The sequence below is a fragment of the Parasphingorhabdus sp. genome, from assembly GCF_059726685.1.
Genome location: NZ_AP041068.1, coordinates 2,863,156 through 2,889,335, shown reverse-complemented (window position 1 = coordinate 2,889,335; position 26,180 = coordinate 2,863,156). Strand labels below are relative to the sequence as shown.

23 protein-coding genes are annotated in these 26,180 nt (G+C 55.5%); 11 read left to right on the top strand and 12 right to left on the bottom strand.

Annotation, left to right across the window (positions count from 1 at the left end; all coding sequences use genetic code 11):
• Positions 1–185: 185 nt before the first annotated feature.
• Positions 186–827, top strand: a complete 642-nt coding sequence (locus AC6I9Z_RS14300) for a c-type cytochrome (RefSeq protein WP_461456415.1) — start codon at positions 186–188, stop codon at positions 825–827.
• A 29-nt stretch (positions 828–856) separates the two neighbouring features.
• On the opposite strand, the gene AC6I9Z_RS14295 is transcribed toward AC6I9Z_RS14300, so the two are convergent.
• Positions 857–1,726 carry an LOG family protein gene (locus AC6I9Z_RS14295; RefSeq protein ID WP_461456414.1) on the bottom strand — a complete coding sequence of 290 codons (870 nt, stop codon included), beginning with the start codon at positions 1,724–1,726 and terminating at the stop codon, positions 857–859.
• A gap of 67 nt (positions 1,727–1,793) precedes the next feature.
• The gene (locus AC6I9Z_RS14290; RefSeq protein ID WP_461456413.1) at positions 1,794–2,456 is read right to left on the bottom strand and encodes an extensin-like domain-containing protein; all 663 of its coding nucleotides are present in this window, start codon (positions 2,454–2,456) and stop codon (positions 1,794–1,796) included.
• A 254-nt stretch (positions 2,457–2,710) separates the two neighbouring features.
• Here AC6I9Z_RS14290 and AC6I9Z_RS14285 point away from each other — a divergent pair, with 254 nt between their 5' ends.
• The 5 genes from AC6I9Z_RS14285 to AC6I9Z_RS14265 all read left to right on the top strand — a co-directional run bounded on the left by AC6I9Z_RS14285 (position 2,711) and on the right by AC6I9Z_RS14265 (position 8,591).
• Positions 2,711–3,880, top strand: a complete 1,170-nt coding sequence (locus AC6I9Z_RS14285; protein ID WP_461456412.1) for a phosphoserine transaminase — start codon at positions 2,711–2,713, stop codon at positions 3,878–3,880.
• 106 nt (positions 3,881–3,986) lie between these two features.
• Entirely contained in the window at positions 3,987–5,570 is a 1,584-nt protein-coding gene (gene serA, locus AC6I9Z_RS14280; protein WP_461456411.1) for a phosphoglycerate dehydrogenase, read from the top strand.
• 59 nt (positions 5,571–5,629) lie between these two features.
• On the top strand, positions 5,630–6,745 hold the full coding sequence (locus AC6I9Z_RS14275) for an ATP phosphoribosyltransferase regulatory subunit (protein WP_461456410.1): 1,116 nt from the start codon (positions 5,630–5,632) through the stop codon (positions 6,743–6,745).
• Between the two features lie 18 nt (positions 6,746–6,763).
• Positions 6,764–8,053 (top strand): adenylosuccinate synthase, encoded by a 1,290-nt coding sequence (locus AC6I9Z_RS14270; protein WP_461456409.1) that lies wholly within the window; start codon positions 6,764–6,766, stop codon positions 8,051–8,053.
• A complete protein-coding gene (locus AC6I9Z_RS14265) occupies positions 8,043–8,591 on the top strand; it encodes a L,D-transpeptidase family protein (protein WP_461456408.1) in 549 nt (182 codons plus the stop codon). The genes AC6I9Z_RS14270 and AC6I9Z_RS14265 overlap by 11 nt, the downstream gene beginning before the upstream one ends.
• Before the next feature lie 15 nt (positions 8,592–8,606).
• On the opposite strand, the gene AC6I9Z_RS14260 is transcribed toward AC6I9Z_RS14265, so the two are convergent.
• Positions 8,607–10,028 carry a helix-turn-helix domain-containing protein gene (locus AC6I9Z_RS14260; protein WP_461456407.1) on the bottom strand — a complete coding sequence of 474 codons (1,422 nt, stop codon included), beginning with the start codon at positions 10,026–10,028 and terminating at the stop codon, positions 8,607–8,609.
• Between the two features lie 197 nt (positions 10,029–10,225).
• Here AC6I9Z_RS14260 and AC6I9Z_RS14255 point away from each other — a divergent pair, with 197 nt between their 5' ends.
• A complete protein-coding gene (locus tag AC6I9Z_RS14255; RefSeq protein ID WP_461456406.1) occupies positions 10,226–11,818 on the top strand; it encodes an isocitrate lyase in 1,593 nt (530 codons plus the stop codon).
• A gap of 75 nt (positions 11,819–11,893) precedes the next feature.
• On the opposite strand, the gene AC6I9Z_RS14250 is transcribed toward AC6I9Z_RS14255, so the two are convergent.
• From AC6I9Z_RS14250 to AC6I9Z_RS14215, 8 genes are all read right to left on the bottom strand, one after another.
• On the bottom strand, positions 11,894–12,826 hold the full coding sequence (locus AC6I9Z_RS14250; RefSeq protein ID WP_461456405.1) for a hypothetical protein: 933 nt from the start codon (positions 12,824–12,826) through the stop codon (positions 11,894–11,896).
• Positions 12,799–13,722 carry a tetratricopeptide repeat protein gene (locus AC6I9Z_RS14245; RefSeq protein ID WP_461456404.1) on the bottom strand — a complete coding sequence of 308 codons (924 nt, stop codon included), beginning with the start codon at positions 13,720–13,722 and terminating at the stop codon, positions 12,799–12,801. Before AC6I9Z_RS14245 ends, AC6I9Z_RS14250 begins: the two co-directional genes overlap by 28 nt.
• A gap of 159 nt (positions 13,723–13,881) precedes the next feature.
• Positions 13,882–14,700 (bottom strand): matrixin family metalloprotease, encoded by an 819-nt coding sequence (locus AC6I9Z_RS14240; protein ID WP_461456403.1) that lies wholly within the window; start codon positions 14,698–14,700, stop codon positions 13,882–13,884.
• 94 nt (positions 14,701–14,794) lie between these two features.
• The gene (locus tag AC6I9Z_RS14235; RefSeq protein WP_461456402.1) at positions 14,795–15,121 is read right to left on the bottom strand and encodes a hypothetical protein; all 327 of its coding nucleotides are present in this window, start codon (positions 15,119–15,121) and stop codon (positions 14,795–14,797) included.
• 116 nt (positions 15,122–15,237) lie between these two features.
• A complete protein-coding gene (locus AC6I9Z_RS14230; RefSeq protein ID WP_162559024.1) occupies positions 15,238–15,519 on the bottom strand; it encodes a hypothetical protein in 282 nt (93 codons plus the stop codon).
• Between the two features lie 218 nt (positions 15,520–15,737).
• Positions 15,738–19,067 (bottom strand): error-prone DNA polymerase, encoded by a 3,330-nt coding sequence (locus AC6I9Z_RS14225; RefSeq protein WP_461456401.1) that lies wholly within the window; start codon positions 19,065–19,067, stop codon positions 15,738–15,740.
• Positions 19,064–20,617: a Y-family DNA polymerase gene (locus AC6I9Z_RS14220; protein WP_461456400.1), complete on the bottom strand. Its 1,554-nt coding sequence runs from the start codon at positions 20,615–20,617 to the stop codon at positions 19,064–19,066. Before AC6I9Z_RS14220 ends, AC6I9Z_RS14225 begins: the two co-directional genes overlap by 4 nt.
• Positions 20,520–21,272, bottom strand: coding sequence for an ImuA family protein (locus AC6I9Z_RS14215; protein WP_461456399.1), 753 nt, complete (start codon positions 21,270–21,272; stop codon positions 20,520–20,522). The genes AC6I9Z_RS14220 and AC6I9Z_RS14215 overlap by 98 nt, the downstream gene beginning before the upstream one ends.
• Positions 21,273–21,457: 185 nt before the next feature.
• On the opposite strand from AC6I9Z_RS14215, the gene AC6I9Z_RS14210 reads away from it, so the two are divergent.
• Positions 21,458–22,462 carry a toll/interleukin-1 receptor domain-containing protein gene (locus AC6I9Z_RS14210; RefSeq protein WP_109356532.1) on the top strand — a complete coding sequence of 335 codons (1,005 nt, stop codon included), beginning with the start codon at positions 21,458–21,460 and terminating at the stop codon, positions 22,460–22,462.
• A 12-nt stretch (positions 22,463–22,474) separates the two neighbouring features.
• On the opposite strand, the gene AC6I9Z_RS14205 is transcribed toward AC6I9Z_RS14210, so the two are convergent.
• Entirely contained in the window at positions 22,475–23,020 is a 546-nt protein-coding gene (locus tag AC6I9Z_RS14205) for a DsrE family protein (protein WP_461456398.1), read from the bottom strand.
• Between the two features lie 149 nt (positions 23,021–23,169).
• Here AC6I9Z_RS14205 and AC6I9Z_RS14200 point away from each other — a divergent pair, with 149 nt between their 5' ends.
• From AC6I9Z_RS14200 to AC6I9Z_RS14190, 3 genes are read left to right on the top strand one after another with little or no spacing between them, the layout of a single operon-like run.
• Positions 23,170–24,618, top strand: coding sequence for a cytochrome ubiquinol oxidase subunit I (locus AC6I9Z_RS14200; RefSeq protein ID WP_461456397.1), 1,449 nt, complete (start codon positions 23,170–23,172; stop codon positions 24,616–24,618).
• A gap of 3 nt (positions 24,619–24,621) precedes the next feature.
• Positions 24,622–25,617 (top strand): cytochrome d ubiquinol oxidase subunit II, encoded by a 996-nt coding sequence (cydB, locus tag AC6I9Z_RS14195; protein WP_461456396.1) that lies wholly within the window; start codon positions 24,622–24,624, stop codon positions 25,615–25,617.
• Positions 25,617–25,763, top strand: a complete 147-nt coding sequence (locus AC6I9Z_RS14190; RefSeq protein ID WP_461456395.1) for a DUF2474 domain-containing protein — start codon at positions 25,617–25,619, stop codon at positions 25,761–25,763. The genes cydB and AC6I9Z_RS14190 overlap by 1 nt, the downstream gene beginning before the upstream one ends.
• Positions 25,764–26,180: the final 417 nt, after the last annotated feature.

The window sequence follows — 26,180 nt, the reverse complement described above, 5'->3', positions numbered from 1 at the left end:
CAAAGGTCGCGATTGCCGTACAAAATGCGTCTGCGCAAGACCTGATCGCACTTGGCGAAACTGGCGCAACAATATTAGCATCTATACGTGTAATTGAGGTCTTGCTTTGAACCGGCGGTCTTATTAGAGAAAGCCCAAAGTTTTGACAGGCTGCTCCTGTCGGTAACGCAGGGATTTTAGACAAGATGGACAATAACAACACCATTGCTGGCTGGGTATTGGCAGGCGGAATTGCAGCGCTTGGTTTTTCGATCCTCAGCGGCAAATATTTCCACGCTGACAAGAACGAGCGTCCGGAAACGATGGGTTTCGTAATTGAAGGTGTAGAATCGTCAGACGGCGGTGCGGAAGAAGTGCCGATGAGCATGATGCTCGCCAAGGCCGACGTTGCAGCGGGTGAGGCCGTATTCAGGAAATGTGTTGCCTGCCATACAATCAATGAAGGCGGTGCCAATGGCATTGGACCAAATTTGTGGAACTCGTTCGGCAAATCGCACGGCCATGTTGCCGGCTTTGCCTATAGTGATGCTCTGTCGTCCGTTGAAGGTAACTGGAATTTCGACAATATGAATGCCTGGCTGATTTCCCCGCGGAAATATGCGCCCGGCACGAAAATGACCTTTGCCGGCCTCAGCAAGCCTGAAGATCGCGCCAATGTAATCGCCTACATGAATGCACAAGGCTCAAACCTGCCTTATCCTGAGCCACCTGCCGCCGAAGAAGCACCAGCAGACGGTGAAGCTGTTGCCGAGGCCGAAGCCGATGCTGCCGCAACCGAAGTGGCGGAAGAAACCGTGGCGGCGGACGAAGCAGCTGCTGCGGAATAAGCCTTTGCAGTTAAGTTTTCTGTGAGCGACTAGCCGCAGTCGAGATCGTAAAAATCCTGGATAATCTGCCAGGCTTCATCAGCTGTTTCGACAAACTGGAATAGGTCGAGGTCTTTGGCGCTAATCGTGCCTTCTTCGGCCAAAGCGTCAAAATTAATCACCCGATGCCAAAAATCCTTGCCAAACAGGATGATGGGCAGGGGCTCCATCTTGCCAGTCTGAACGAGTGTGAGCAGCTCGAAAAACTCGTCAAATGTTCCGAACCCTCCCGGGAATACCGCAACGGCTCTGGCACGTAGCAGAAAGTGCATCTTGCGCAGTGCGAAATAGTGGAACTGGAAACTGAGAGACGGGGTCACATATTCATTGGGTGCCTGCTCGTGCGGCAGGACGATGTTAAGGCCAATGGATTCCTTTCCCGCGTCGGTCGCACCGCGATTGGCGGCTTCCATGATTGAAGGACCTCCGCCAGAGCAAACGACGAAGTCGCGCTTGCCATTTTCCTCGATACCGCAGTCACTGGCCAACTGCCCCAGTCTGCGCGCTTCATCATAATATTTCGATTTTTCTTTCAGCCGCTGGGCGGTTTTTAGCGAGGCCTCATCTTTGGCTGCCTCAACCAGAGCATCAGCCTTGCTGGGTTCGGGGATGCGCGCGGAGCCATACATGACCAGCGTCGAGCCGATACCGGCCTCGTCAAGCAGCATTTCAGGTTTGAGCAGTTCCAACTGGAACCGAACCGGGCGCAATTCCTCTCGCAGCAGGAAATCATTATCCTGAAAAGCGAGTGTATAGGCGGGGTCTTCGGTCTGGGGGGTGCTTAGGGCCTGTTGCTTGGCGAAATCTGCTTCCTGTTTTGCACGATAGAAGCGGCGGTCGTGTAAATCTTTATTTGTCATAGCTCTGCCCTAGAGCATAGCAATGTGACTTGCCAATGAACTTAATGGTTTATCGAAAAATATCAGTTTAGCGGCAATAGCCGTTGCCGCCCATGTCGAAATGGAAATGGTCGAAATGTGCAGCATTAAAATCAGGGCTCAGCACGGTCCCGAAGCGTCGGCACGCGCTTTTGTGGATTGCCCGCAGGAACTTTTTCTCCTGTCGTCCATTGTTCCAGTTTTTGGTAAGTGTAATGCGCCGACCATCGGCCAGAACAAAGCCCGAAACATCTATGGCATTGGCCCGCCCGTGCTCGGACAGACGATTGGATCCCGCCACACGGCGGCAGCTGTAGCTGCCCATGGTTTCGATCCTCACCAGTTCGCTACCAAGATATTGGCGTGCAGCCCGTCTGACCGCATATTCGGTCCATGCGGCAAATTTGTTGGCCAGCTCGCATCGCACCGGACCAAGGTTTGAAATCTCCGTGCTGCGACCAACGTCCAGCATGGTGATGGCATCGATCTGGCTGCATCCGCCGGAGAAATTCTGATTGGGCAGGGGAGAAAAGCGGACACCGGCGTTGCGTAGCTCGCCGTAGCATTGCCTGGCGCTGGGACTGGGATCAATCTTGACGCCGCCGGACGGCCTCTTGCTGTCCGGGATTCCACAAGCGCTCAGCGCCAGTGACAGAAAACCCAGAATCAAAAAATTGCGCGTAACTGGCGCTTGTACACATGGCTTTTTCATAAGAACTGCTTGACGACGCGATCCTAAATCAGAGCTGAAGATCCCTAGCTATACCTGTTTTTCAGCCAAAAAGGATGCGTTTTGCGACAAACGGAATTTTTCTCTCCCGATGTCCGGGCCGGATCATCTGAAAAATGCCGTTTTTGATAAAAGCTTAAATATTGCCGCTTGACTTGCTGCGCTGCAACAACCATTGCGGCGACGGGCCACGCGGTCCCAACGCCGCGCGAGCTCTCTGTAAGGAGAAGCATAAAATGACAGATACTACCGTTCCGACGCCTGAATTGCGTCCAGATTGCCCGAATTTTTCTTCGGGCCCTACCGCCAAATTTCCCGGCTGGTCTCTCGACAAACTGAATACTGTTGCCATGGGGCGTTCGCATCGTTCCGCTACCGGTAAAGGCCGGCTGAAATATGCCATCGACCTCAGCCGCGAGTTGCTGGGTATTCCCGATGATTATCTGATCGGCATTGTTCCTGCGTCCGATACCGGCGCGGTTGAACTGGCGATGTGGAATATGCTCGGTGCGCGTCCGGTGACGGTCGCGGCTTGGGAAAGCTTCGGCAATGTCTGGATTCAGGATGCGGTCAAGCAATTGAAGCCAGCCGACCTCACGGTCCTCGAAGCCGATTATGGTGAAATTCCCGACCTGACCCAGATCGACAAGGGTGATGATATTGTCTTCACCTGGAATGGTACGACATCAGGCGCTAAAATTCCGGATACCGACTGGATTGCTGACGATCGTGATGGTGTCACCATCAATGACGCCACCAGCGCCGTGTTTGCGCAGCCTATGGACTGGGCGAAACTCGATGCCACCACCTATAGCTGGCAGAAAGTCATGGGATCGGAAGCCGGTCACGGCATGCTGATCCTCAGCCCGCGAGCAATTGAACGGATTGAAAGCTACAGCCCAAGCTGGCCGCTGCCAAAAATTTTCCGTGTGAAAAAAGGCGACAAGCTTAATCGTTCAATCTTCGAAGGTGCGACGATTAACACGCCGTCCTTGCTGGCGACCGAAGATTATATTGCGTCGCTGGAATGGGCGAAGTCCATTGGCGGTTTGTCAGAATTGCATGCACGGGCGGATCGCAATGCGAAAGTCGTTCATGACTGGATCGAGGCCACGCCTTGGCTCCGCAACATGGTCAGTGATCCGGCAAAATGGACCAATACCGGCGTTTGCATGATGTTTCAGGGTGAATGGTATGATGGTCTGAATGATGACCAAAAAGCCGCCGTGCCCAAGAAGATCGCCGGTCTGCTCGAAGAAATGAATATCGGCTATGACTTTAACGGTTACCGTGATGCGCCGCCAAGCTTGCGTATCTGGTGCGGGTCGACCGTTGAGGAAGAAGATATCCGCCGTCTGCTGCCCTGGATCGAGTGGGCCTATGCACAGGTCAAAGCCGAGATTTAATATATCGCGTCATTCCAGCGGAAGCCGGAATCTCCTCGTATAACAGCGCCAAAAAAATGGAGATCCCGGCTTCTGCGGGATGACGGAAATCAAAAAGAGATTTTCTATGCCAAAAGTACTTATTTCCGACAAAATGGATCCAAAAGCTGCCGAAATTTTCCGTGAGCGGGGTGTTGAAGTCGACGAAATTACCGGTCAAACGCCGGAAGAATTGATGCAGATTATCGGCGACTATGATGGTCTTGCCATCCGGTCTTCGACCAAAGTGACGCCAGAACTATTGGAAGCTGCAACCAACCTGAAAGTGGTTGGTCGCGCCGGTATAGGTGTCGACAATGTCGATATCCCCGCAGCATCGACCAAAGGCGTGGTGGTGATGAACACGCCATTTGGTAATAGCATTACAACCGCTGAACATGCGATTGCGATGATGTTCGCACTGGCCCGCCAACTGCCTTCTGCCGATGCTTCTACTCAGGCTGGCAAATGGGAGAAATCCAAGTTCATGGGTGTCGAGCTGACCAACAAGACATTGGGTTTGATTGGTGCCGGCAATATCGGCTCGATCGTCGCCGAGCGGGCCATTGGTCTGCGCATGAAGGTTGTTGCCTATGATCCGTTTTTGACCGCGGAACGCGCGGTTGAGATCGGCATCGAGAAAGTGACGCTGGACGAGCTGCTCGAACGTGCTGATTTTATCACCATGCACACGCCGCTGACGGACCAGACGCGCAATATCATGTCGGCCGAAGCCATTGCCAAGACCAAGCCGGGCGTGCGGATCATCAACTGTGCCCGCGGTGGTTTGATTGATGAAGCGGCTCTGAAAGAGGCTTTGGAATCCGGCCATGTCGCCGGCGCGGCACTGGATGTTTATGCGGAAGAACCAGCAAAAGAAAATGCGCTCTTTGGAACGCCGAACCTTATTTGTACGCCACATTTGGGCGCATCGACCAGCGAGGCACAGGTTAATGTAGCCATCCAGGTGGCCGAGCAGATGGCCGACTATCTGGTCAATGGGGGCGTTGAAAATGCGCTAAATATGCCTAGTCTCTCGGCAGAACAGGCACCGAAGCTCAAACCTTACATGGTGCTCGCAAATCAGCTGGGTTCATTGATCGGCCAGCTATCAAGGAGCTCGCTGAAAGGCATTTCGGTAGAAGTTGAAGGCGCAGCCGCCGAGCTCGATCCAAAACCCATCACTGCCGCTGTTCTGGCTGGACTGATGGCCGCCTATAGTGATTCTGTGAACATGGTGAACGCACCTTATCTCGCAAAAGAACGCGGCCTTGATGTCCGTGAAGTCAGGCATGACCGCGAGGGTGATTATCACACGTTGGTGCGCGTATCGGTAACCACGGATGAAGGCGAAAAATCGGTCGCAGGAACGCTGTTCGGTTCTTCCGGTCCGCGTCTGGTCGAGATGTTCGGCATCAAGGTTGAGGCTGATCTGGAAGGCGACATGCTCTATATCGTCAATCAGGATCAACCCGGTTTCATCGGAAGCGTCGGTTCCACATTGGGCGAGGCAGGGGTCAATATCGGCACCTTCCATCTGGGTCGCCGTGCAGATGCACCTGGAGGAGAAGCTGTATTGCTGCTTTCCATCGATTCGCCTGTGGAAGAACCTGTACTATGGGCCGTTTGCCAGCTTGAAGGCGTGAAAACGGTCAAAGCGCTGCGCTTCTAAACAGAAGGGCAAAAAACCGGTGGCCTGAGCGCGTGCTTAGGCTATGGAGACGAAAGTCTATGCAAAAGCTGTCTAACTTGCTGCCTGAAGGCTTTCACGATTCCCTGCCGCCCCATGCCGAAGCAGGGTCGCGGCTGGAACGTGATGTACTCGATACGTTGGCCAGCCATGGCTATGCGCGGGTGTCGCCGCCTTTGGTCGAATATGAAGATGTGCTGACGGGTCGGATGACCGGATCGGCGAAAAGCGATCTGATGCGCTTTGTTGATCCGATTTCGCAGCGGACTTTGGCGCTGCGACCCGATGTGACGATGCAGATCGGGCGGATCGCGGCGACCAGCCTGTCGGAAGCGGCGCGTCCATTGCGCCTCAGCTACAGCGGGCAAGTCCTCAAGCTGCGCTCTGGGCAATTGCGCCCGGAACGCAGTCGTTTGCAAATCGGCGCCGAGCTGATCGGAACCGATAGCGTCGCGGCGGCAAGTGAAATTGTATCGGTCGCAATCGAGGCGTTAAGCCGGGCTGGCCTAACCGGCATTACGGTGGATTTCACCATGCCGGATCTGGTCGATATCCTGTCTGCTGGGCCTTTGCCTCTCAGCGCTGCACAAGCGGCCGAGGTGCGCAGCGAACTGGATATGAAAGATGCTGGCGGTCTCACGGAGCTGGGTGCCGTCGGCTACTTGCCACTGATTGAAGCGACAGGGCCTTTTGACGACGCCATGGCCAAGATGCGATCTTTTGACAGCGACAATCTGTTGGCATCGCGGCTGGATGGCATCGCTGCTATTGCTGCGAATATCGAGGACAAGGCAAATCTGACTCTTGATCCGACCGAGCGGCACGGCTTTGAATATCAAAACTGGTTTGGCTTTACGCTGTTTGCAGAGGGTTTTGTCGGCGCGATGGGACGCGGTGGTAGTTATGAAATACCGGCATCTGATGGTGGGACTGAAAATGCGGTTGGCTTTTCGCTCTATCCCAGCCCGCTGATTGATGCGGGCTTCAGTGCAAAGCCGAGGGACATTTTGTTCTTGCCGCTAGGGCATGACATCGAAATTGCAGCCTCTTTGCGGGCTGAGGGATGGCGCACGGTTGCGGCCCTTTCAGACAGTGATGATGCGGCCACTTTGGGTTGTACCCATCATTTGGATGGAAAAAAGCCGGTGGCAATTTAACAGGAAGAATGTTCAGATATGGCCAATGTAACGGTTATCGGTGCCCAATGGGGTGATGAAGGCAAAGGCAAGATTGTCGACTGGTTGTCGGAGCGCGCGGATGTCGTCGTTCGTTTTCAAGGTGGTCATAATGCGGGCCATACACTGGTTGTGGATGGTGAAGTCTATAAGCTTTCCCTCTTGCCATCCGGTATTGTCCGTGGGGCATTGTCGATTATCGGCAATGGCGTTGTGCTGGACCCCTGGCACTTGCGCGATGAAATTGAAAAGCTGAGCAAACAGGGTATCGCGATCAATGCCGATAATTTCGGGATCGCTGAAAACTGCCCGTTGATCCTGCCTATTCACCGCGATCTTGATGCGTTGCGCGAAGATGCGAGCGGTAAGGGCAAGATTGGCACGACTAGGCGCGGCATTGGCCCGGCTTATGAGGACAAAGTGGGCCGTCGTTCGATCCGGGTATGCGATCTCGCCTATCTCGACGATCTGGGTCCACAACTGGATCGTCTTTGCGCCCATCATGATGCACTGCGTGCCGGTTTTGGCGAACAGCCCGTGGATAGAGAGCGTCTGCTGGCCGACCTCAGAGAGATAGCCGATAGCGTGCTGCAATATGCGCAGCCCGTCTGGAAACGTCTCAATGAAGCGCGCAAGCGTGGCGACCGGATATTGTTCGAAGGCGCGCAGGGCGTATTGCTCGATGTCGATCACGGCACCTATCCGTTTGTGACCAGCTCCAACACTATCTCTGGCACAGCCGCTGGTGGATCCGGCATTGGGCCGTCGGCAACCGGTTATGTGCTTGGCATTGTAAAGGCCTACACGACGCGTGTCGGGTCAGGCCCGTTTCCAACGGAATTGGCCGATGACATCGGTCAGCGTCTCGGCGAGCGGGGCCATGAATTTGGCACCAATACCGGACGGCAACGGCGTTGCGGCTGGTTTGATGCGGTGCTGGTCAGGCAGGCTCTGGCAGTATCCGGGGTCAGCGGTATCGCACTGACCAAGCTGGATGTTCTCGACGGCTTTGAAGAGCTGAAAATCTGCGTTGGTTATGATCTCAATGGTGTGACCTATGACTATCTGCCGCCGCATCATCAGGATCAGGAAGCGGTGACGCCGATATATGAAAGCATGCCCGGCTGGAGTGAATCCACCGCTGGTGCGCGCAGTTGGGCCGATCTTCCCGCGCAGGCAATCAAATATATCAAGCGCGTGGAAGAACTGATCCAGTGCCCGGTCGCGCTTGTTTCCACCTCTCCCGAGCGGGAAGACACGATCTTGGTGACCGATCCCTTTGCGGATTAGGTTTGCCTTGCTTCTGGCGCTGGCGGCCGTCGGCGGATGTGCCGTTGGGGTAGAAAACAAAGAGGCCGAGCAACAGTTAGATGATGGCGCGGTCCCGCTTCCAATCATTCCAGCCGGGACCAAAGCCGACAGCATCTTGGTCGATAAAAGCGATCGCACCCTGATCCTCTATAAAGCGGACAAGGAAATTGCCCGTTATGAAGGCATCCGTTTTGGTAATGCGCCAGATGGCCATAAACGCTTTGAGGGCGATGAGCGCACGCCGGAAGGGCGCTATACCATCAACGGTCGCAACCCCGGCAGCAGCTATCATCTGAGCCTTCGCATATCCTATCCCAACACGGCTGACCGCGCTTATGCCGAAGCGAGAGGAAAATCACCGGGCGGTGATATTTTTATTCACGGTCAACCCAACGGCCGGGACGGACCGCCGATGAAATCGGATTGGACCGATGGCTGTATCGCTTTGGGCAACGCAGAGATCGAACAGATCTGGGAAGTGGTGCCCGACGGCGCGGCAATCACTATACAACCTTAGACGCCTTCCAACCGTTCAACTGTGGGAAAAACCAAAGGGCGTATTAGCCTGCCGATAGTCATCGGACAAAATCTGCCGACCAATGGGCGGTGCCGAGCGGGCCCGGCATTTTGTGCGATGACACAACCGGCAGGTGACACCGATAGGTGTGGCGCTTTCCGGGCTGATATCCGGACGGTCGCGTGTGTAGATCAAGCGATCGGCATGTTCCGCGGCGCAGCCCAGCGCGATGGCTCGTTCCACACGCTGAGTTCCAAAAGCACCGCCGCCAGCGGTTACCGTTCGGGCAATCGAAAAGAAGCGCTCTCCATCGGGTAGCTCCAGCCACTGGGTAATCACCTGACGCGGCGAGCGAAAGGCTTGGTGCACTGACCATAAGGGGCAGGCGCCACCATGCCGCGCAAAGGGAAAGCCAGCGCCGTCCAATCGTTTGGAGACGTTGCCAGCGGGATCCACGCGAATGAAGAAAAACGGTACACGCTCCTGACCAGGCTTCTGGAGTGTGGTCAGGCGGTGAGCGGTTTGTTCGAAACTGGTGCCGAACTGACGGGCGAGGGCTTCAACATCATAGTGACGTGTTTCGACCGCTTTGGCGAAGGCGGAATAGGGCATCAGCAAAGCCGCTGCGGCATAGCCGGTGAGGGCGCGCCTCGTCAGCCGTTCACCGCTTTCCGTGGTAAAGCTACCCTCTTTCAGCACCGCGTCGATTTCGCTGTTCAGCTCCAGATAGGACAATTGCAGAGCCAGTTGGAACATCTGGCTGGCGTTATCCAACTGATCGTCGATCAATATCTGACGTCGGTGGCGGTCGAGGCGCCGGGTTGCACCCATCATGACATCCGAAGGGAGGCGGCGTACTTGCAGGCCGTGCTTGTCCTTCAGATGGGCTATCATGCTGTCCTGTCCGCTCACAGTCTCTGCGAGGCGTTCGGCGGCGTCGTCAATATTGGAAAAGCTATTGCGGCGAGCGGCAAGATAACGGCGGGCCTGCGCCACGGGATCGGCGGCGTCCGGATCGACACTGCTACCGTCTGTACGGGCGCTGGTATCCTTGTCAGCCAGTGCCAATTGTTCTTCCCGATAGGCAGTGTAAAGGCGCAGCATGGCCTCGGTAAAACCGGGATAGCTGGTCGCGACATCCGCGGTGTCGAGCTGCGGAAAGTCAATATCCGCGAACATCGGGTCTTTAAGCACCGCCTCCAACCGCGCTGTATATTCCTCACCGCCATCGCCCGCCAGCTCTGCCATGTCGATTTTATACGTCCGGGCGAGGCGCAGCAGCATGTCGGCCGTAAAGGGACGTTGATTACGCTCCAATAAGGCGACATAGGAGGCTGAGATCTCAAGATCGGCAGCCATATCGGCCTGTGTGAGACCAAGGTCCCGGCGGAGCCTTTTGAGGCGGGGGCCCATATAGACGGGGCGTTCACTGGACATGATGGACTCTGCACATAGATTCGACTCACGCTGTTTGTAAGATTCTTACAGCTATACAACAATATTTTGTAAAGCGTTACAGTTAAACTTCACGACGCTTCGGAACCGACCCTGCGCGGCGTACAACGGGGCATAGCTTTCGCGAACAACGATTCGCGGACACCGCTTAAATCGCCGAATTTTAAAGGAGCATGACCATGTCATATCAAGAATATATCAATCAGACGAACGCGCTGATCCAAAAGCAGAACGGAACATGGGACGGTATCGACTCTGAAGCCGTTGCCCGGATGCGTTTGCAGAACCGTTTCCACACTGGCCTCGATATCGCCAAATATACCGCAAAAATCATGCGTGAAGATATGGCTGCTTATGATGCTGATCCTGCCAACTACACCCAGTCGCTGGGCTGCTGGCACGGCTTTATCGGTCAACAGAAGATGATTTCGATCAAGAAGCATTTTGGTAATACCAAACGCCGCTATCTCTACCTCTCCGGCTGGATGGTTGCCGCCTTGCGCAGCGAATTTGGCCCGCTTCCTGATCAGTCCATGCATGAGAAAACATCTGTGCCCGCACTGATCGAAGAACTTTACACGTTCTTGCGTCAGGCGGATGCTCGTGAACTGGGCGGTCTGTTCCGTGACATCGATGCGGCCCGCGAAGCCGGTGACATGGTCAACGAAAAACGGCTACTGAACGAAGTCGAAAACCATCAGACCCACGTTGTTCCGATCATTGCGGATATCGATGCCGGTTTTGGTAATGCAGAAGCAACCTATCTTCTCGCCAAGAAAATGATCGAAGCCGGTGCTTGCGCCCTTCAGATCGAAAACCAGGTGTCTGACGAAAAGCAATGTGGTCACCAGGACGGCAAAGTCACCGTGCCGCATGAAGACTTCCTCGCGAAGGTTCGCGCTTGTCGTTATGCGTTTCTTGAGCTGGGCGTTGAAGATGGCATCATCGTTACACGTACCGACTCTCTGGGCGCAGGCCTGACCAAGCAGATTGCGGTGAGCAATGAGCCTGGCGATCTCGGTGACCAATATAACAGCTTCCTTGATTGCGAAGAAATTGATCCGGCAACCGCGCAAAATGGTGACGTTATCCTGAACCGTGATGGCAAGATGATGCGTCCGAAGCGTCTGCCAAGTAATCTCTTCCAGTTCCGCGCCGGAACCGGTGAAGATCGCTGCGTGCTCGATTGCATTACGTCACTGCAGCACGGCGCTGACCTGCTGTGGATCGAAACCGAAAAACCGCATGTTGAGCAGATCGCTGGCATGGTTGACCGGATCCGCGAAGTTATGCCGAATGCGAAGCTGGTCTATAACAACTCGCCGTCGTTCAACTGGACGCTGAACTTCCGTCAGCAGGTTTATGATGCATGGGCAGCCGAAGGCAAAGACGTCACGGCTTATGATCGTGCGAACCTGATGAGCGTCGAATATGATGGCACCGAATTGGCGGCTGACGCTGACGAGCGTATCCGGACCTTCCAGGCTGATGGCGCGAAACGTGCTGGTATCTTCCACCATCTGATCACGCTGCCGACCTATCACACGGCTGCTCTGTCGACCGACAATCTCGCCAAGGAATATTTCGGTGAGCAAGGTATGTTGGGTTATGTTCTCAATGTTCAGCGCGAAGAAATTCGCCAGGGCATTGCCTGCGTGAAGCATCAGAACATGGCTGGTTCCGACATCGGTGATGATCACAAGGAATATTTCGCTGGTGATGCGGCCCTGAAAGCGGGCGGCGCCGACAACACGATGAACCAGTTTGGCTAATCGTTGGATTACAGACGGAATAAAAACGGCCCGGGGATCAAATCTCCGGGCCGTTTTTCTTTGTAATATGACTTGCTATTTCGCCGTTTTCCTCAATACAGCCTTGAGCAGTTCTGGATCATATAGCGACAGATGTTGCTTATCGGCGACGAGCTTTCTGGTCTTTCGATAGCCGTTTTCCCATTGACGCAAGGCTTGGTTGAAGTCCGCGCTGCCCTCAGTATCCTGCAATGTACCAAGCTGGCGGCTGGCCGATACAAGCGCATCGCGTTCTTTGGTCAGTTTCTTTCCCACATAGCGTTCGTGGATCAATCCCAGTCGATGACGCGCGGAAGCGAGCAGCAAATGGGAAAGCTTCAGGTCATCCTTTTGGTGCGCTTCCTTTGCAGCAAGCACAGCCTGATCCACTGCCGCCAATTGGCTTTCGACTGTTAATGCAACTCGGTTATTGGCGGGCGCTGCGGCTAAAGAGCGTACATAATGGGCGAGGGCGGCCAGAACCGCTGGTGTTGGTTCCTGTCCGTTAAACTCCTCCACAATCAGGTCACGGATGAACTTTTCAAGCTCCTGACTATCAGCGGCACGAGAGATTTTTCCGGGAACCGTAAGATCCGGAATCTTCACCGGATCGAACACCGCATTGCCGCGATAAGAACTGAAAAAGCTGCTGGTGACATCCGCAGTACCGGGTTCCCCGGAAACGTTGGGAAACTGGAAAGCGGGGTTATCACGGCCATTTTCATGACAGCTGGCACAGGACAAGCCCGCCTTGGCGGCCTGACCGCCCAGTAATGTCGGCGTGTGAAACAAGGCTTCACCTGCCAACATCTGCTCATCCTGAACCGCTATATGACGCCGTGGTTCAGTGGTCAGCGCACCAAGATGCTGGGCGGGATCAAGCCACTCCATGGCCTGAATAAGCGGGCGGTCAGCGGCATATGCAACCGCTGCACAGGTTAAACTGATCGCCGCGCTATATTTTAGGAGACGGACGCTTCGCCGATCCACCGGCGCAATTCCTCTGCTTCATAGCAACCAAAACTGCACAGGCTTTCTAGTCTCGCCAGTTTCTTTTTCGCACCAGCAAGATCGCCGCGTTCGACCATCAGCTCGCCATAATATTCCGTGGCACCGCGATGTTCGGGCGCAACAGCCAATGCCGTCTGATAATATTGCTCAGCACGGTCGAAATTCTTCAGCTTGCGATTGGCGAAACCGAGATAGGTCAGGATGTCGGGATGCGGGCCAAAGGTCATCGATGCCAGCTGCAACTCTGCGATGGCAGCTTCATATTTCTTCTCATTGATCAATGCGACAGCGCCCATATAGGCCAGATCGCCGTTACCGGTGCTGGCAAATTCAATACTGTCGGCCGGTTGATAGCTGGCAGAACCGCCGCCGTTCATCGTCGCTTTGACTTTCGCAATTGCCTTGGTCAGTTCTGCCTTTTGTGCGCAGCTATTGCCGCAGGCGCTGTCTTTGGCTGTCAGCTTACCGAGAGAAGCCTGTGCTTTGTCGGCCATATCAAGCTTGTGATAAGTAATCGCGAGATCGCGATGCGCCTCGATTAAATTGCCATTATATTTGACCGCTTTTTCCAGTGGCTTGCGCGCCTTCTTGTAGTTGCCTTGTCCAATATAACTGACGCCAAGCAGATATTGGGCATTGGCGTTGCGCGGTGCGACGCTGAGTGAGCGTTTGAATGATCGGATTGCCTTTTTATGATCTTTGGCTTTTAGGGCAGTAATACCTTTTTGATATTCGGCCGACGCGTCATATTTCGGAGCGCTGCTGCTGGGCGCTGATCCACCGCCCCCTCCGCCACCAGCGGCGATAGCCGATCCTGGATTAAATGCGAGTGTTGTTGCTGCACCCAGAATCGCGGCTGATTTGAAAATATGCATGCTGTTTCCTTCTACCTTGTGATTGTCCCAATAGCATAAACATGCCTCAGATGTGAAATTTGCCGAATGTTCATTATTCGGGAAATCGAGCCAGAAAGTTACAGAATCAAGGTGAGGGGATCAAATCTGGGGCCTGAGATATGCACATCCGACCGATTGTCATGGGCAATCAGCGGCGCCAGATGTGCTTGGCGGACCATAGAGCGATTGACATCCCGCGATGTCATCAGCAGCCAAAAACCGTTGTGGGCCGGAATAGCTGGGGAACATCAGTGCTCCTCTCTGACGGCTATGGCCCAGGCCAATGGCATGACCAAATTCATGCGCGGCGACAGTCAGGAAATCGATGTCCTGAGTGTCGCTGAGGTTGCAGGTCCAGTTTTCATCATCGTCAAAATGCGTATCGCCTGCCAGTGGTCCGCCATTGGGCGGCGGGAAATAGGCATGCGCCAATACGCCGGATGGTCCATCAAAGGGGCTTCCATCGCCATGTTCCCCGGTAGCGAACTCGATTTCAATATCGACATTTCCATCGGTGCTGACGGAGAAACGAAGATCGCACTGTTCGGACCAGAGGGTAAAAGCGGTGGCGACATCGCGCTCAATATCGGCTCGCGCCATCTTGGTTGAAAAGCTGTTGAACCTATATGTAAGGTCTGAATTTTCCCACCGGCTAACTGCTGTAAATGCCGCGCTCATTGGGGAGATATCCACAAACCCGCAACGGGGTTTCGCCATTTCGCAGAGTGTCGCCTGATCCACTTTGCCGGTCGCAGGCAAACCGAAACAACATTGATAAAGCCGAACAGCTTTCTCGGTGGCATCATCATATTCGCCGTCATGCAGCGTGCCAAACCGATCCTGAAGATATCCATAGTGCCGAAGGTACGATTGGATGCCCTGAATTTCGTCGCCCGACATGTCACGTGAGAGCATATCGTTGAGCGACATTTGAGAGATATTTGGGGGTGTTGTCATCGGTCTTAGCTCTGTGAAAGAGTGTTAGCGCTGTTCTCCACCCCCGAAATATCCCCGGGCATTTGTTGCGACCCTATGCCCGGTTACATCGGACTTATTCGGATTGCTCCGTTTCGCTTTCAGCGGTGGAAGATTCTGTCGCATCATCAGTTGCGCCGTCTTCGCCTACCGGAGGAATAGCTTCACTTGCTTCCGGCAATAGTTCGTCCGCCGGTGCCGCACCGCCTTCAAGACCGCCAGTTGCTGGCGCGCTATCATCCATTGGTGCCGTATCCACCGGCTCTTCCATTGGTGAAGCTTCCATTCCCGTGCCATCTTCCAGGCCATCAGCGGCCGGATCTTCTGCTGGCGGTGCATCGCAAGCAGCAAGCGCAAATATTGCGGGCGTCAAAATCAATGCTGGTTTAAATAGTTTTTTCATGAGCTCTCTTCCTTGTCAGAGATATATGGCGGCCAACCGAGCAGGGAGGGAGAATTGCTCAAGTTGGCCGCGCACGTTAGGCACAGTTTAGGCTGATTGGGCCTTATATGCTTTGACTATTTAGGATCGGGCGCGCCGTCACCATCCTGGTCAAAAGCATCCGGGGCACCATCGCCATCGGTGTCCCAGCTATCAGGCTTACCGTCGCCACGTTGGTCCCAGGCATCCATTACGCCATCACCATCGGTATCAATGGTTGCAGGTGCTGCCTCTGGGGCAGGAGCCGCTTCTGCTGCACCTTCTTCCGGCGCTTCAGCACCGGCATCTTGCGCAAAACTTGGGGCGGCAATCAAAGTTGCAGCGCCAAAGGCAGCCGCGATCATTGGTAGTTTTTTCATCTTACTCAACTCCATCGTTAACCCCCTGCCTAATTAAAAAATGGTGGTTATCGGGCGACATTCCAGAAGTTAGCGTTCAGCAGACCAGCCAGCGCGTTCAAGCGAAAAATGGCTGAAACTCGTCGGAAACGAGAGGCGTTCTACCCGATTCGATGAGATTTGGGTTCGGGTATTTTACAGTTTTGAGAATCGATTTCAGGTTCGCATAACTATATTGCCTAATGAAAATCCCGTGATTTGGGCAATATCCTGACATTGCGCGGATGACCACTGCGAGGATATTTGGGTTTGGGTAGTAGAGCCCTTGCTTTGTGCTGTTCTGCCTGCCTGTCTTCGTTGCGATAGACAGGGCGATTGACTTCATCGGCTCTTGCCATGGATATTGGCGTTTGCTCATGTTCGGCAATTGTATCGAGCATGGTGGTGCAGTCCTCGACCTTGCTCACCATCAAATGAGTCACGCCTTCTTTGCTATGCTGGATCTCGCCGGATGCCAGCATCAATCGTGCCGCCATAACTGGCCGGCGCATGGCTTCGAACCGGCTGGCCCAGAGCAGCAGATTGGATATTCCGGTCTCATCCTCCAGCGTGATGAAAATTGCATTGCCCTTGCCGGGTCGCTGACGGATTAGGACGACGCCGGCGACTTGAGCGAAGCTGCCGCTTTTGGCCTTGGCTATTTCGGCACAGCTCATCACACCCATGGTGCGGAATTTATCGCGCAGGAACTCCATCGGATGACCTTTCAGCGACAGACGGATGCTCTGATAGTCGGTGACGACATGTTCGCTTTTGGTCATGGCGGGCAAGCGTGCATCCTCTTCTTCAGCCTGCTCGCGTGCTTGTGCCGCTTCGAATAAGGGCAGGGTATTTGATGGCGTACGCCGGACTTCCCAAAGTGCCTGCCGCCGGTCGAGGCCGATGGAGCGGCAGGCATCGGCATCCGCGAGCAAGCGTAGCGCGCGGGCAGGCAGTTTCGCTTGGTGGGCCAGCTGCTCAATCGACTGGAAGGGACGGGTTGCGGTCATCAACTTGGACCATTCTTCCCGGAAGCCATCAATCTGGCGCAGACCAATGCGCAGGGCGTGGGGATGGTCGACATCTTCCAGGCTATTATCCCAATCGCTATGGTTGATATCGACGCCCCGAACCTCCACGCCATGCTCTCTTGCATCACGGACAATCTGGGCGGGTGCATAAAAACCCATCGGCTGGGAGTTGAGCAAGGCAGCAGCAAAGACCGCCGGGTGATGGCACTTAATCCAGGAACTGATGTAGACCAATATGGCGAAAGACTGGGCATGACTTTCAGGGAAGCCATAGCTGCCAAAGCCCTGTATCTGATTATAGCAGCGTTCGGCAAAATCGCGCTCATACCCGCGCGCGACCATGCCTTCGATCATCTTTTCCTGAAAATGGTGGATAGTCCCGACATTGCGAAAAGTCGCCATGGCGCGGCGCAGCTTGTTGGCATCAGCGGCTGAAAAATCCGCGGCCACAATGGCGAGCTTCATCGCCTGTTCCTGAAATAGCGGGACGCCACAGGTCTTGCCGAGCACCGAATGTAGCTCATCCGGATCATGCGGTGGCCTGGGGGAGGGGAGCGTGATGGCTTCTACACCGGATCGCCGCCGTAGATAAGGGTGCACCATGTCCCCTTCAATCGGACCGGGCCGGACAATCGCGACCTGAATGACGAGATCATAAAATTCGCGTGGACGCAGGCGCGGGAGCATGTTGATCTGCGCGCGGCTTTCGACCTGGAATACGCCGATGCTGTCGCCCTGGCACAGCATATCATAGGTCGCCTCATCCTCTTGCGGGATGGTAGCAAGGGCATAATCGCCCAGACTGTGATCGCGCATCATGTCAAATGCCTTGCGGATGCAGGTCAGCATACCGAGCGCCAGCACATCGACCTTCATCAGGCCAAGCGCATCAATATCATTCTTGTCCCACTCAATGAATGTGCGGTCCTCCATCGCTGCATTATGGATCGGCACGGTTTCATCAAGCCGGTCCTGAGTAAGGACAAAACCGCCAACATGCTGCGACAGATGTCGAGGGAATTGCAGGATCTCGCGAACCAGATCGCCCAGACGAACAATGTCGGGACTATCAGGGTCAAGACCTGTTTCCTTGAATCGGCTATCAGGGGCTTTGCTTGAGTAGCTGCCCCATACGGTGCTCGACAGCCGTGCAGTTATATCTTCGGACAGATCCAGTGCCTTACCGACTTCGCGAATGGCGCTGCGGGAGCGATAATGGACGACCGTGGCGGCGATACCGGCGCGGTGGCGACCATAGCGGTCATAAATATACTGGATCACCTCTTCGCGGCGTTCATGTTCGAAATCGACATCAATATCGGGCGGTTCCTTGCGCTCTTCCGATATGAAGCGGGAGAAGAGCAGGTCATGTTTCATCGGATCGACCGAGGTGACGCCGAGCAGGAAACAGACGGCGCTATTGGCGGCCGAACCACGCCCCTGACATAATATGCCTTTAGACCGTGCATATTTGACAATGTCATGGACGGTCAGAAAATAGGGCGCATATTGCAGTTTCTGGATCAGGCGCAGTTCGTCTTCGACTTTTGAGCGGAGCGTGCTCGGAATACCTTCAGGATGTTTCTCTTGCGCTGCGCTCCAGCTGAGATGTTCCAGCCAGTCCTGCGGTGTCCAGCCCTTGGGCACGGGTTCATCGGGATAATGATAGCTGAGTTCGTCCAGGGTGAAGTCAATGCACGCCAGCAGTTTCTGGGTTTCTGCTATCGCGTCCGGACAGTCGGCAAAGAGCCGCATCATCTCTTGCGGGCTTTTCAGATGCCGCTCGGCATTGGCGGCGAGCAGGCGGCCTGCCTTGGCGATGGTCGTTTTTTCCGCAATGCAGGTGAGGATGTCATGAAGCGGGCGTTGCGTCGGTGTTGCATAAAGTGGATCGTTGGTGGCTAATAGCGGGATGTCAGTGGCTTGCGAAAGATTTTGCAGTTCAGCCAATCGCCTTTTGTCACATCCGGCGCGCGGCATGGTGGCGCCGATCCAAAGGTGAGGGGTGAGTGCGCGGAGGCGAGACCAGAAATCATCTGGGCCGATATCATTTGCTGCCCCGCTTTGCTCCGGAAAGACAACCAGCACCATGTCTTCCACCCATTCAAACAGGTCTGTTTCATATAGGAAGCAATCGCCCTTTTCGGCGCGCAGATTGCCGGTGGAGAGCAAGCGTGAGAGCCGCCCCCAACCATGGCGCGTCGTTGGGTAGGCAATGATATCCGGGGTTTCATCCGTGAAGACGAGCCGCGCACCGACGACCAGTTTAAAGTCGGGGAGGGCGATGCCTTCCTCTGCGGCATCTTCATAGGCGGTGCGCAAGGCCACATGGGCGCGGACGACGCCGGCGACGCTGTTCCGGTCGGCAATACCGATGCCGGTCATGCCCAGCAGCATGGCCTGTGCCACCATATCAGCGGGGGAAGAGGCTCCACGCAAAAAGCTGTAGTGGGTTGCTGCGCACAGTTCGGCAAAGATGGGCTCGGACGGGCCTGTCACGCGAACAGGCCATGAATATACCAGTCCGGACTGGCTTTTTCCGATCCGTAAAGGCCATGCCGGAACAACCAGTAGCGTCGCCCGCGGATATCCTCGACCCGATAATAATCGCGGGTCAGGCCACCTTTTCCGGCCTGTTGCCCATCGCGCCTTTGCCACCATTCCGAAGCGATGCGCTCGGGGCCTTCATAGCGGCTGACCCGGTGAACCTTGCGCCGCCAGGTAAAGCGATAGGGCGGGCCATCTGGCACTTCGGCAAGGACCTGAATATGCTGTGGCGGATCAAACATGTGCAGGGGACGCAAAGGGGGCTCTCCGGCTTTGGGCTTGTCCCATTCCCTGGGCGGGCCGCTATCGAGAGCGGGCAAGGCGAGCAGACCCTGTTCGGGAATATGGCTGTCGGCCGGCATGAAATGCTGCACCTGTGTTCGTCCCAGCCGGACGCTAAGCTGGCTGATCAATGCGGCTTGGTTGCCTTGTTTGTCTTCACCGCCTTCCAGGCGATATTGCTCGACCTCCAACGCATCGGTAGCGACTATGGATAGCCGGATGAGATCGTAACCAAAGCCGGGATTCAGTGGATCATTGAGAGCCTCGATCCGCTCCTTCAGCAAGCGTTTGAACAAAGCGGGGTCGCGGGTGGCGGGCGCTGTCTCGATCGCCAGGCGCGCGATGTCACCATCGCAGCGGAACAGCATCATGTGGACCATCCGTGCACCTTGGCCGCGCTCTTCCAGCTGCCGCGCCGCTTCGACAAAAAGCTCCTCCAGACAACTGACCGCAAAATCAACATGGGTGAGGGGTTCGGCAAAGCGGCGTTCGGTTGTGACATTGGCGAGCTTGCGGATCGGGTCTATCGGACGGTCTTCAATTCCCATGATCCGGTCGAGCCGCAGCGCCAGCAAAGAGCCGAAACGTGCGACGAGAGCTGCGCGGGGCCGTTCGGCCAGATCACCAATATGATACAGCCCGGCTCGTTCGAGCGCGCGATGTGTTTTATCATCCATGGCGAGGGCAGAGACCGGCAGCTGCGCCTCTGCGCCTTCCCGCAAGCCGTGATGGGCGAGCGCGATCGCCGCATCGGGTGTGCCAGCCAGTGCCCATGACAAGCTAAACCCGGCCTGATCGAACCGGTCCTCGGCATCTTGCGCCAGCGCGGTTTCCGAAGCGAAGAAATGCGCACAGCCGCTAATGTCGAGCAATAAGGTGCGAGGCGGACTGACCGATACCATAGGGGTATAGCGCAAACAGGCATCGGCCAACCGGTCCAGCAAGGCGGCATCAGCCAGCACATCATGATCAAAAACCTTCAGATCAGGCACGCGCGCCCGTGCATCAGCGAGCTTCATGCCGGGGCCAAGGCCGAGATACGTCGCCTCCCGGTCCACGGCCATCAATAGCATGGTACCCTTGATTTTCTCTATGAGCGCAAAGGGAGCGGGTAGGCGCGCGTCAGGCGCGTACGCGTATTTTTTCGTGATCCGTTCTGATTCCAGATACGGCAGGAACAGCGCCAATATACGCCGCTTCCTGAAAGCTTCTTGTTTCACGGTTCCACTCCAAACGGGCATTCAGGCCATCCAGTCCGCCGCGATGGCGCATCAGCGTAATGTCAAAGACAGGATGACCGACGGCATTGGCGGCTAGGGCTTTTGAAGGCGCTGCGGCGACCTGCCAGCGGCTATAAGCGGCGCTCGGCATAGGTGCGGCTTTGTTGCGCAGCATGAAAGTCGTCACGCCGGATTTTTTGGCAAAAAGAGACAGGCGCCGCGTCGCGGTCAGATCAAGACCTTTGGGATTCTTGCCCGCCAGTTCAACAATCACCGATCCTATAGGTGCGCAGCGTACCGCATCGGCAGCCGCGCGCAGCACGGCGATACTATCCGGGGCGTCGATATAAATTATGTGATCGGGATTAATCCCCAATTCGGCCAGACCGGGTGGGTAAAGTCGTCCCTGTCGCCGGGCTTCTCCCCGGTCTCGTACCCATATAATCGGCCGGTCTGTCGTCTTCGCTACCATTTGAGTACGCGTTGCCAGGAGCAATGATAAAGCGGCGGCGCTGCTGCTGTCTTCAGGTTCGGCTGCGTGGATTTCATGGAGCTGTGCCAGCGGCAAGCCGTGATGAGAGCTTTCTCCGGCAAGCGCCACATCAATAGTCCGGGCGCCAAAAGTGAAGTGGTCAGCCGTCACACTGTTCAGCATTTGTGACTTATCCACACTAAACTTTTGAATTATATTCGAATCGATTATGTTCATGGTTTGTTCTAATTTATAGAACATTCAAACCGGGTCAAGAGAACAGGCGTTTCGAGGTCGTGATTTTACATTGCCGTATCCCGCAGCAATAGACTATAAAGCGCAGCAGCATAAAGGGATAAGGGGCGGATATGGCGGACATTTTTATCAGCTACTCGAGAAATGATCGGGACCGCTGCACCGCCATCCGTGATCATCTGGAGGCGTTGAAGGTCAGTGTCTGGTTCGATGCGGGCATTGGTGCAGGTTCATCCTTTGACCGCGAAATTGAACGCGAGATTGAAGCCGCCAAGGCTCTGCTGGTGCTCTGGACCGAAGAATCTGTCGAGTCCGACTGGGTTCGCAACGAAGCACGGACTGGCAAGGAACGCAGCGGACTGATTGCGGTACAGCTGCGCGAATGTCAGCTGCCACTCGAATTCCGGTCGGTGCAAGCAGAAGTCCTGGAGGAAGGTGCCGAGGGGACCGACAATCTCGTCTGGCTCAATATCCTCACGCGCATTGGCGAGCTTCTGGACCGTCCTGGTCTGGCGGAATATGCACGGCTCAAGGAAAAGGGCAGTACGGATGACTGGAAGGCCTGGCTCAGCCGCTATTCCGCTGATCCACTCGCACCCAGTGTTATCGACCGCATCATAGAAAGCGCTACGCCCGATACCAGTCAGCAACTGGCTAGTGAGCGTGCCAAACGCGCGGCCATGGAAGCTGAGCTGGGTGAGCTGACCGCCGCATCAAAAGCACAGGCAGGAGAGGTGGCCAGCAATGCGCGCGAGCTGGTGCGCTTGCGCCGCGAACTGGATCAGGCGCAGTCCGGTCAGAAAGAAGCGGAGGCGGAGCTAGAGCGGTTTCGGGAAGCCTCTGGCGGTAAATCAGGTGCCAATGATGGCGGACTGGCTGGACTGGGTATCGTATTGGAAGACAAGGTTGCGATCTATGTCGCCCTGGTCCTGTGGGTCGTTGCGATCCGATTCATCTGGGATCCGCTGAGTGAGCTGATCAGAGGCTATGGCGGTTTGGGCGATGTGTTCTGGATCGCTTTCGGGGTCGTCACACTGGCTGCACCGGCCGGGTTAATGACTATGAAAATCCTGCGTAAGCGCAAGGCCATGGCCAATGAAGAGGAACCGGTTTCCTAACATCAAGTTCCCCTAAAAAGGATTGAGCGTATAGCCCCGCTGTTGCAACAGCGCATGGGCGGTCATCGCCGAGAGATCCATTTTCACGCCTGGCAACAAGTCAGCATTGGCAATTTTGTGGGCCGCGGCGCTTTGGCCGCACAGATGGAACGTGACACCATGTTCTTGCAGAACCGCAATTGCCTCTGCGCTGCCGTTCGTAGCACCTTCATTGCGCGCACCATATATATCCTGCCTGGTCAGATCCACCGAAGCGCCGCCATGAACCACGATGGCCAGCCTGATATTTTCGGCAGGGACACCTGCTGCAATATGCATGTTGATAAACCGCGCTGCGCTTTCGATGGTCCGGTTCAGGCTGCCCGGATCGGCTTTCTTGGCCACATCAAAGGCAATTTGGAACCGGCTGTCCTTGGCCAGCGGATCATCTGTCTGAACCGCCGCCTTTGGTCCAAAATCCTCAAAGACAGGGCCAGTCTCAAACCCCTCAGGTTGTGCCATTGCAGGGGTTGAAAGCGCGAATGCGCCGCAGAATAGGGCCGCTTTAAGTATCTTCATAACATGTTCCTGTCCTTGTCCCGGTTGCGCGTCATGCAACTGTAATATTCTACTTATCAAGCGCGCCGACATTGTGAAAGAGCGGCGTGATCGCTAAATACGCGCCGACTCATTTGTAATTCGATCCACCCAAAAGGGGACAATCGACGATGTTTGAGCAGTTTGATGCCGTAATGCTGGCCCGCATACAATTTGCGTTTACGATCAGCTTTCATTTTATCTTTCCGGCCTTTTCGATCGGTCTGGCCAGCTATCTGGCGGTGCTGGAGGGGCTTTGGCTCAAAACCGGCAAACAAATCTATATGGATCTCTTCAAATACTGGCTGAAGATTTTCGCGGTGACCTTTGCCATGGGCGTGGTGTCCGGCATTGTAATGTCCTATCAGTTCGGCACCAACTGGGCCGTTTTTTCCGACAAAGCGGGGCCGGTGATCGGGCCGCTCATGGCTTATGAGGTGCTGACCGCCTTTTTCCTGGAGGCCGGTTTTCTGGGCGTCATGCTGTTCGGCATGAACAAGGTTGGCAAGAAGCTCCACTTTACCGCGACCCTGATGGTGGCGATCGGTACCTTCATTTCCGCCTTCTGGATCTTGAGCGTGAACAGCTGGATGCAGACGCCCACGGGTCATGAGATTGCCGCCAACGGCCAGTTTGTTCCCGGTGACAGCTGGTGGGACATCGTGTTCAACCCCAGTTTTCCCTATCGCTTGTTCCACACGCTTATGGCCACCTATCTGACCACTGCCTTTGTCGTCGGCGGTGTTGGCGCTTGGCATCTGCTGAAAGACAAAGCCAATCCCCATGCCCGTAAAATGTTCTCGATGGCCATGTGGATGGCGGCCTTGGTCGCCCCGGTGCAGATTTTTGCCGGCGACCTTCACGGGCTCAACACGCTGGAGCATCAGCCAGCGAAAGTCATGGCCATGGAAGGCCATTATGACAGCCACCCCGATGGCGCGCCGCTGATCCTGTTCGGCATCCCGAACAGCGAGGAGAAGCGGGTCGACTACAAGATCGAGATTCCCAAGCTGTCGTCGCTGATCCTCAAGCATGATCTGAACGCACCGCTCGACGGTCTGGATACAATTCCGGATGAGGATGAGCCGCCCGTCGGCATGGTTTTCTGGTCCTTCCGGATCATGGTCGGGATTGGCTTTGCGATGCTTGGCATTGGCCTTTGGAGTCTGTTCGCAAGGGTCCGCAGGAAGCTTTATGACTGGCGCTTGCTGCACAAGGTTGCGATCATCATGGCGCCATCCGGTTTTGTCGCGGTGATTGCCGGCTGGATCACCACGGAGGTGGGACGGCAGCCCTACACAGTCTATGGCCTGTTGCGCACGGCCGACAGTGTCTCTCCGCTTGCGGCCCCCGCTGTCGCCGCATCGCTGATCGCTTTCATCATCGTCTATTTCTTCGTATTTGGCATCGGCACATGGTATATCATGCGCCTGATGAGCAAAGTGCCGCAGCCGGGTGAAAAGGGCGTCAAGGCGACCGAGCCCGGCCCGGTCCGCACCGCCGGTATTACGCCGGGACCAGCCCAGAAGGATGCGCTGGCCTTTGAGCCCGCCGCCTCTCAACAAAAGCCAGGGGAGTAGATCATGGATTTGACCGTCATCTGGGCCTTCATCATCGCTTTTGCCGTCTTTGCCTATGTCGTGATGGACGGGTTTGACCTTGGCATTGGCATATTGTTTCCCGCCTTTGAAGTGGGCGATGCGCGCGATCAGGCGATGAACAGCATCGCGCCGGTGTGGGACGGCAATGAAACCTGGCTGGTGCTGGGCGGCGGCGGGTTGCTGGCGGCCTTTCCGCTCGCTTATGCGATCATATTGCCGGCCACCTATCCGCTCATCATCATCATGCTTCTGGGCCTTGTCTTTCGCGGGGTCGCCTTTGAGTTCCGCTGGCGTGACCCGGACCACCGGGCCTTCTGGGACTTTGCCTTTACCGGCGGTTCCTTTGCCGCCGCCTTTTCCCAGGGCATGATATTGGGCGCGTTGCTGCAGGGCGTCGAGGTTGCGGACCGCGCCTATGCGGGCAGCTGGTTTGACTGGTTTACGCCCTACACCTTGCTGACCGGTGTCGGGACGGTCGCAGGCTATGCCCTGCTGGGGGCAACCTGGCTGATCTGGAAAACCGAGGATGGCGCGCAGGAAACGGCTTATCGGCTGGCGAAACCGGCCGCGATTGCGACGCTGGTATTAATGGCAGCGGTCAGCCTCTACACGCCGTTCCTCGCCGGGCAATATTGGACCCGCTGGTTTGAAATGCCCAATATCCTGTTCGCGGCGCAAGTCCCGCTGCTGGTCGTCATCCTGACCTATTTCCTGTTCCGCGGACTTTATAAAAAGCAAGAGGCCGCGCCCTTCCTGATTTCACTCGGCCTGTTCTTCCTCGGCATGGCGGGGCTGGGCATTTCCATGTTCCCCTATATCGTGCCCGACCAGATCACCATCTGGGACGCAGCCGTGCCCGAAAGCAGCCAGATATTCATGCTGGTCGGCGTCGTGCTGACCGTGCCGCTGATCCTGATCTACACCGGATGGGCTTACTGGGTCTTCCGCGGCAAGGTCGGCAGCGACGGCTATCATTAATGGCGCCGCCCGATAAGCCATCCGGCGAACAATCCGCCGATGATGCCCCGCTATGGAAACGGCTGGCCTGGATGGCCGCGATCTGGGCGATGAGCATCTCTGTCCTTGGCATTGTCGCCTATATCCTGAGACTGTGGATCACGTAGCGGACGGTTTCGGGCCGCAAAACGACGCGCAGAAAGTTGACAAATTATACGCAAAACAGGGGTGAAATTCTGTTGAAGCGGTTGTTTGCGTCGATGAATGGAGGCGCGTGGTTTGGGGCAGGCGGATGATCATGGCCGGAATTATATCAGGTGGGGGGTGTGTAGGAAAGCAGTGGTACGAGCAGCTGGCATGCGGTGCCAGTGGAGCAGTCGGGTATCATCATGGTCGAATTCCAACCAGTTTTTGAACAGCCCCGATACCGCCGAAGGTTTGATGCGGGTTCCGGAAGATTCGACTTGATAGAGATTGATTGTTGGACTGGGTAAGACAGGTTATCTTGATGTATTTTGTCAACTATCACCTTAGTCTTCGATTTGAGGTTTAGGTTTATTTCGAAACTTTGTGCTATTTTACGG

Coding starts and splice junctions, on each gene's coding strand:
- AC6I9Z_RS14300 (WP_461456415.1), top strand. CDS start 186: ATGGACAATAACAACACCATTGCTGGCTGGGTATTGGCAGGCGGAATT.
- AC6I9Z_RS14295 (WP_461456414.1), bottom strand. CDS start 1,726: ATGACAAATAAAGATTTACACGACCGCCGCTTCTATCGTGCAAAACAG.
- AC6I9Z_RS14290 (WP_461456413.1), bottom strand. CDS start 2,456: ATGAAAAAGCCATGTGTACAAGCGCCAGTTACGCGCAATTTTTTGATT.
- AC6I9Z_RS14285 (WP_461456412.1), top strand. CDS start 2,711: ATGACAGATACTACCGTTCCGACGCCTGAATTGCGTCCAGATTGCCCG.
- serA (WP_461456411.1), top strand. CDS start 3,987: ATGCCAAAAGTACTTATTTCCGACAAAATGGATCCAAAAGCTGCCGAA.
- AC6I9Z_RS14275 (WP_461456410.1), top strand. CDS start 5,630: ATGCAAAAGCTGTCTAACTTGCTGCCTGAAGGCTTTCACGATTCCCTG.
- AC6I9Z_RS14270 (WP_461456409.1), top strand. CDS start 6,764: ATGGCCAATGTAACGGTTATCGGTGCCCAATGGGGTGATGAAGGCAAA.
- AC6I9Z_RS14260 (WP_461456407.1), bottom strand. CDS start 10,028: ATGTCCAGTGAACGCCCCGTCTATATGGGCCCCCGCCTCAAAAGGCTC.
- AC6I9Z_RS14255 (WP_461456406.1), top strand. CDS start 10,226: ATGTCATATCAAGAATATATCAATCAGACGAACGCGCTGATCCAAAAG.
- AC6I9Z_RS14245 (WP_461456404.1), bottom strand. CDS start 13,722: ATGCATATTTTCAAATCAGCCGCGATTCTGGGTGCAGCAACAACACTC.
- AC6I9Z_RS14240 (WP_461456403.1), bottom strand. CDS start 14,700: ATGACAACACCCCCAAATATCTCTCAAATGTCGCTCAACGATATGCTC.
- AC6I9Z_RS14235 (WP_461456402.1), bottom strand. CDS start 15,121: ATGAAAAAACTATTTAAACCAGCATTGATTTTGACGCCCGCAATATTT.
- AC6I9Z_RS14230 (WP_162559024.1), bottom strand. CDS start 15,519: ATGAAAAAACTACCAATGATCGCGGCTGCCTTTGGCGCTGCAACTTTG.
- AC6I9Z_RS14215 (WP_461456399.1), bottom strand. CDS start 21,272: ATGCTGAACAGTGTGACGGCTGACCACTTCACTTTTGGCGCCCGGACT.
- AC6I9Z_RS14210 (WP_109356532.1), top strand. CDS start 21,458: ATGGCGGACATTTTTATCAGCTACTCGAGAAATGATCGGGACCGCTGC.
- AC6I9Z_RS14205 (WP_461456398.1), bottom strand. CDS start 23,020: ATGAAGATACTTAAAGCGGCCCTATTCTGCGGCGCATTCGCGCTTTCA.
- AC6I9Z_RS14200 (WP_461456397.1), top strand. CDS start 23,170: ATGTTTGAGCAGTTTGATGCCGTAATGCTGGCCCGCATACAATTTGCG.
- cydB (WP_461456396.1), top strand. CDS start 24,622: ATGGATTTGACCGTCATCTGGGCCTTCATCATCGCTTTTGCCGTCTTT.
- AC6I9Z_RS14190 (WP_461456395.1), top strand. CDS start 25,617: ATGGCGCCGCCCGATAAGCCATCCGGCGAACAATCCGCCGATGATGCC.